The 5,248-nt window shown below is 69.8% G+C and carries 7 protein-coding genes; 4 read left to right on the forward strand and 3 right to left on the reverse strand.

Annotation, left to right across the window (positions count from 1 at the left end; genetic code table 11):
* Positions 1-236: hypothetical protein (locus tag KME77_RS11985; RefSeq protein ID WP_219465805.1), on the reverse strand; the 236-nt coding region annotated here is incomplete at its 3' end.
* A 225-nt stretch (positions 237-461) separates the two neighbouring features.
* Here KME77_RS11985 and KME77_RS11990 point away from each other — a divergent pair.
* A complete protein-coding gene (locus KME77_RS11990) occupies positions 462-1,007 on the forward strand; it encodes a hypothetical protein (protein WP_219465806.1) in 546 nt (181 codons plus the stop codon).
* Between the two features lie 107 nt (positions 1,008-1,114).
* On the opposite strand, the gene KME77_RS11995 is transcribed toward KME77_RS11990, so the two are convergent.
* Both KME77_RS11995 and ctaD read right to left on the reverse strand, forming a co-directional pair.
* A complete protein-coding gene (locus tag KME77_RS11995; protein ID WP_219465807.1) occupies positions 1,115-1,366 on the reverse strand; it encodes a DUF3040 domain-containing protein in 252 nt (83 codons plus the stop codon).
* Positions 1,363-2,991 (reverse strand): aa3-type cytochrome oxidase subunit I, encoded by a 1,629-nt coding sequence (gene ctaD / locus KME77_RS12000; RefSeq protein ID WP_246609615.1) that lies wholly within the window; start codon positions 2,989-2,991, stop codon positions 1,363-1,365. Before ctaD ends, KME77_RS11995 begins: the two co-directional genes overlap by 4 nt.
* A 417-nt stretch (positions 2,992-3,408) precedes the next feature.
* Between ctaD and KME77_RS12005 the strand changes: the two genes are divergently transcribed.
* From KME77_RS12005 to KME77_RS12015, 3 genes are read left to right on the forward strand one after another with little or no spacing between them, the layout of a single operon-like run.
* Complete coding sequence (locus KME77_RS12005) at positions 3,409-4,155, forward strand: F0F1 ATP synthase subunit B family protein (protein WP_219465813.1); 747 nt, start codon at positions 3,409-3,411, stop codon at positions 4,153-4,155.
* Positions 4,152-4,544: a phage holin family protein gene (locus KME77_RS12010; RefSeq protein ID WP_219465814.1), complete on the forward strand. Its 393-nt coding sequence runs from the start codon at positions 4,152-4,154 to the stop codon at positions 4,542-4,544. The genes KME77_RS12005 and KME77_RS12010 overlap by 4 nt, the downstream gene beginning before the upstream one ends.
* Positions 4,520-5,185, forward strand: coding sequence for a DUF3618 domain-containing protein (locus KME77_RS12015; protein ID WP_219465817.1), 666 nt, complete (start codon positions 4,520-4,522; stop codon positions 5,183-5,185). Before KME77_RS12010 ends, KME77_RS12015 begins: the two co-directional genes overlap by 25 nt.
* Positions 5,186-5,248: the final 63 nt, after the last annotated feature.

Genomic DNA, 5,248 nt, shown 5'->3' on the forward strand with positions numbered 1-5,248 from the left:
GGGCCGGCGTCCGAGGGCGGCGCGGCCGCCGGGCGCGAGCCTTCGCCGCGGCGGGCCAGCATGACCCCGTACACCGAGACGACCAGCCCGGCCAGGGCGACGAACACGCCGACCACACTGGCCAACTGGTCGGCGCGCGCCAGGTCCAGCACGACGAAGATCACACCCAGCGCGCCGGCCGCCAGCCCGCCGGCCACCAGCGAGATCCACATCCATGGGCTCTTTCGCGTCGCCATGCCGCCATGGTGACCCCGCTCGCGGCACACCGCCAGCTTTCCTTCCTCCTGGCGGTTCGGCCTCCGGGACGCCCTCTCCGATGACCGTACGCGGGACGGTCGAGGACGGGTGCGGCGAGCGCCTCGGACGGCGGGCACACTGCCGTGACGTGCGGAGATTTCACTCGCGCGGTTGGGGTAGCTGGCGCTCAAGACTGCCGGTCCGATCGAGAGGGGGTGTGACCGATGTGGCGTCCCATTGCCTCAGCGACCGTCGCACTCAGTGTCCTGGCCACCGGATGTACGGGGCTCAACAACGACGATGAAGACATTCTGCGCATTCACGGCTCGACCAACGAGGGCGCCAACGCCGACGCCAAGGACATGCACATCCGCAACGCCTTCTTCCTGGCCGGGGCGGACTCTAGCCAGCCGATGGCGCTGTACGCCGTGCTGGTGAACCAGGACACGCGGGACGACCAGTTGCAGCGGATCTCGGTGACCGGCGGAGGGACCGTGCAACTGACGGGGCCCATCGGTGTGCCGTCCAAGCAGCCGGTGGGCGCCCAGCAGCCCCTGGCCATGCTGCAGGGCCGCTCGGCCACCGGCTCGGTGCCGGTGACGTTCTCGTTCGCCAACGTCGGGGACGTGCGGGTGCAGGTGTCGATCAAGGAGCGCAAGGGCCCTTACGCCTCGCTCACGCCGTCGATGTCGGGCTCCCCCACCCCGGCCCCGAACCCCACCTCACCGGCCCCGACGACCAGCTCGCCGTCGGCGTCGCCGCAGGGGTAGGAGACGGGCGGACGTCGTGATGAGACACGCCCTGCAGTGAGGACCGCTCGCCGGAACGGCGGGCGGGAGATGCCCTGCGCGCCCTCTCCGAAACGGCGGGCGGTGGCTCAGGCGGCCGGCCAGCCGTGGCCCAGCTCGGCTGCCGCCTGGGCGGTGCCGAGCATGACGGCGGCGGCCAGCGCGGTCAGGACCAGCACGAGCAGCAGGAGAGCGATGATCTCCCGGGCGCCGGCCTGATGGGCGTACGGCCGGGGCCGCCTGGCGTTGAGCGTCGCGATGCGGCGGGCGAACCGCCTGTCCCGCCGGCAGCCCGCCTCGATCTCGGCCAGCAGGCGGCGTTCGTGCCGGGTCAGGCTCATTCCTCGGCCCCCCCGATCGCGGGCGCGCGGCCGTGGGGATAGTGCAGGTCGAAGGCCGGCCGTTCGGAGCGGATGGCCGGGATGCTGGTGAAGTTGTGGCGCGGCGGCGGGCACGAGGTGGCCCATTCGAGCGAGTTGCCGAACCCCCACGGGTCGTCCAGCGTGACGAGGCGAGCGTGGCGGGAGGTCGTCCAGACGTTGTACAGGAACGGCAGCGTGGAGGCGCCCAGCAGGAACGCGCCCACCGTGGAGATCTGGTGCAGCGTGGTGAAGCCGTCGGCCGCGCTGTAGTCGGCGTAGCGGCGCGGCATGCCGGCCACGCCCAGCCAATGCTGGATGAGGAACGTCAGGTGGAAGCCGATGAACAACATCCAGAAATGCCATTTGCCCAGCGTGTTGCCGAGCATCCGGCCGGTCATCTTCGGCCACCAGAAGTAGAACCCGGCGAACATGGCGAACACCACGGTCCCGAACACCACGTAGTGGAAGTGCGCGACCACGAAGTAGCCGTCGTGCAGGTGGAAGTCCAGCGGCGGTGAGCCCAGGATGACGCCGGTGAGCCCGCCGAGCAGGAACGTGATGAGGAAGCCGACCGCGAACAGCATCGGCGGCTCGAACGTCAGGTGCCCGCGCCACATGGTCCCGATCCAGTTGAAGAACTTCACCCCGGTCGGCACCGCGATGAGGAACGTCATGAACGAGAAGAACGGCAGCAGCACCTGCCCGGTGGCGAACATGTGGTGCGCCCACACGGTCATCGACAGCCCGGCGATGGCGATGGTGGCCCCGACCAGCCCGATGTAGCCGAAGATCGGCTTGCGGCTGAAGACGGGGATGACCTCGGAGATGATGCCGAAGAACGGCAGCGCGATGATGTACACCTCGGGATGGCCGAAGAACCAGAACAGGTGCTGCCAGACCATCACCCCGGCGTTGTCCGGGTCGTAGATGTGCGTCCCGTAGCGGCGGTCGACCTCCAGCGCGAGCAGCGCGGCGGCCAGCACCGGGAAGGCCATCAGCACCAGCATGCTGGTCAGCAGCACGTTCCAGGTGAAGATCGGCATCCGGAACATGGTCAGGCCGGGGGCGCGCATGCACACGATGGTGGTGAAGAAGTTGACCGAGCCGAGGATCGTGCCCAGGCCGCTGAGCACGAGCCCCATGACCCACAGGTCGCCGCCGATCTCCGGGCTGTAGGTCTTCTCCGACAGCGGGGTGTAGCCGGTCCAGCCGAAGGCGGCGGCGCCGTCGTTGGTGATGAAGCCGGCGACCACCATGATCGCGCCGAACAGGAACAGCCAGAAGCTGACCGCGTTCAGTCGCGGGAAGGCGACGTCGGGCGCGCCGATCTGCAGCGGCATGATCACGTTGGCGAACCCGGCGAACAGCGGGGTGGCGAACAGCAGCATCATCAGCGTGCCGTGCATGGTGAACAGCTGGTTGTACTGCTGCTGGGTGATGAACTGCAGGCCCGGTTCGGCCAGTTCGCCACGGATGATCAGCGCCAGGACGCCGGCGAAGGCGAAGAAGACGAAGGACGCGATCAGGTACATGTACCCGATCACCTTGTGGTCCGTGGACGACAGCCAGGCCGCGATCACCTTTCCCCTGCGCTGGGAGCGCATGGGCGCGAGCGGCGAGGTCGTCGGCTCGTCGGCGCGGGGCTTGTGGATGGTCATCGGTCTCCTCCTCGCCGAGATGGCGGTGTCTCACAAGGGGGAGAGGCGTAATGGATGACGATCAGCGCTCTTGTGTGCTGGCTTTCGGAAATACCCGCTCGCGCACCACCCAATCACCCTGTGTGCACATATCATCGCCTTCCGGTGACACCAGGCGTGTCGGCCGTCACTCCCGTATAGGCGGGCAGGTCGATACAGGCAGGCAAGTCGATACGGGCAGGCAACAGCGTCGTATGGGTAATGCATCGACTTCTTGGGTTTTACGCCCCACTTGTCATTACTTCGCCTGCATTGAGGTGGTTAATGTTTGGCGCGGACCGCTTGGGTAGCCGCAGGCGACATCAGTCGTACCAGGAGGCACCCATGAGCGAGTACCCCACCGGACCCGGGCAACCGGCTCCCGCACACGACGAAGGAACGCTCCAACAGGGTAAGGCGGCGGCCCGCGAGGTCGCCGGCACCGCCAAGGAGCGCACCGCGCAGGTGGCCGAGGAGGCCAAGGTCCAGACCCGCCGCACCGTCGACGAACTGCGCGAACGGGTGCGCGCCCAGTCGGACCAGCAGAGCCACCGCGCCGCGCAGAGCCTGCGCCAGTGGTCGGAGGACCTGTCGGCCATGCACGAGCACGGCAAGCCGGACTCCCCGGCGAGCGACGTCGTGCGCCAGGTCGCCGACCAGGGCCACAAGGCGGCCAACTACCTGGAGCAGAACGGCCTGAGCGGCGTGGTCAACGAGGTGCAGGACTTCGCCCGCCGCCGCCCGGCCGCCTTCCTGATCGGCGCGCTGGCCGCCGGGTTCCTGGTGGGCCGCGTGATCAAGGCCTCCGGCGAGAGCTCGGGCACGACGTCCCGGCCCGACAGCCCGCGGCCGCTGTCCGACGACGGCGTACGGGGGCCCGGCTCCGCGTTCGACGACTACACCCCGCGGAGCACGCCCACGCCCGTCACGCGGCCGGAGCCGCTGAGCACCGCGCCTCCCGGCGGCCCGGTCGGCGCGCCCGCCGGCGACCCGCTCGCCGACCCGCTCGCCCGCGACGACACCCGGCCCGTGCCGCCGCTCTCCACTCCCCCCGCGCCCCCCACCTATGAAGCCGGACGTGATCTGCCGTGACCGCTCAACCCGAAGAGCCGACGATCGGCCAGCTCATCGGCGAGATCGGCGAGGACATCTCCACGCTGTTCCGCCAGGAGGTGGAGCTGGCCAAGATCGAGCTCCGCCAGGAGGCCGTCAAGGCCGGCAAGGCCGCCGGGATGCTCGGCGGCGCCGGGTTCGCCGGCTACATGGTGCTGATACTCCTGACCCTGGCCATCATGTTCGGCCTGGGCAACGTCATGGACCTCGGATGGGCCGCGCTCATCCTGGCGGTGGTCTGGGCCATCGCCGGCGGCGTGCTGTTCACCACCGGACGCACCCGGCTGCGCCAGGTCAGCCCCAAACCCGAGCAGACCATCGAAACGCTCAAGGAGGACGCGCAATGGGCACGCGACCTGAGGAAGTGAGAAACGAGATCGCCATCACCCGGGCCGAGCTCGCCGCCGACGTCGACCGCCTGGCCGACCGGACCAGTCCCGCGCGCATCGCGCGACGCCGTACAGACCGTATGAGGAGGACCGCGCACTCGTGGCGCGAGCGCATCATGGGCACCCCTTCCAACGCCGCGGACCGGGCGCGTGAAGGCGCCTCCCGCACCGCCGACACAGTGAGCCATGGCGCCCAGCAGGCGGCCGAGACCGTACGCGAGAGCTCGCAGCAGGCCGCGCAGACCGTCCGGCACGGGGCCGAGCAGGCCGCCGAGGCCGTACGGGCCGCTCCGCACCAGGCGATGCGCGGCACCCAGGGCAACCCCCTGGCCGCCGGGCTGATCGCCTTCGGCGCCGGCCTGCTGGCCGCCACGCTCATCCCCAAGACCCAGGCGGAGGAGCAGGCCGTCGGGCAGCTCCGCGAGCAGCTCGGCGACACGCTGCAGCCCGTCGTGGACGCCGGCCGCGAGTCGGCGCAGCAGCTCGGCCAGGACGCCAAGGAGCTGGCCGGCCAAGCCGCGCAGCAGGTGAAGCAGACCGCCTCCGAGGCGGCCGAGGCCACCACGGACCAGGCCCGCGAGCAGGCTCGCCACCTGAGCGACCAGAACCGGGGTTCCTGACCGTCCCGGAGCGAGGGCGTTCTCAAGATCGGAACGTTCCAAGAGGGACCGTACGCGAGCCGG

Origin of the sequence: Nonomuraea rhizosphaerae, from assembly GCF_019396405.1 — a bacterium.
Classification (GTDB): Bacteria; Actinomycetota; Actinomycetes; order Streptosporangiales; family Streptosporangiaceae; genus Nonomuraea; species Nonomuraea rhizosphaerae.

What these genes read in the sequence shown, in the direction of transcription:
- KME77_RS11990 (WP_219465806.1), top strand. Translation starts at nt 462, where the DNA reads ATGTGGCGTCCCATTGCCTCAGCGACCGTCGCACTCAGTGTCCTGGCC.
- KME77_RS11995 (WP_219465807.1), bottom strand. Translation starts at nt 1,366, where the DNA reads ATGAGCCTGACCCGGCACGAACGCCGCCTGCTGGCCGAGATCGAGGCG.
- ctaD (WP_246609615.1), bottom strand. Translation starts at nt 2,991, where the DNA reads ATGCGCTCCCAGCGCAGGGGAAAGGTGATCGCGGCCTGGCTGTCGTCC.
- KME77_RS12005 (WP_219465813.1), top strand. Translation starts at nt 3,409, where the DNA reads ATGAGCGAGTACCCCACCGGACCCGGGCAACCGGCTCCCGCACACGAC.
- KME77_RS12015 (WP_219465817.1), top strand. Translation starts at nt 4,520, where the DNA reads ATGGGCACGCGACCTGAGGAAGTGAGAAACGAGATCGCCATCACCCGG.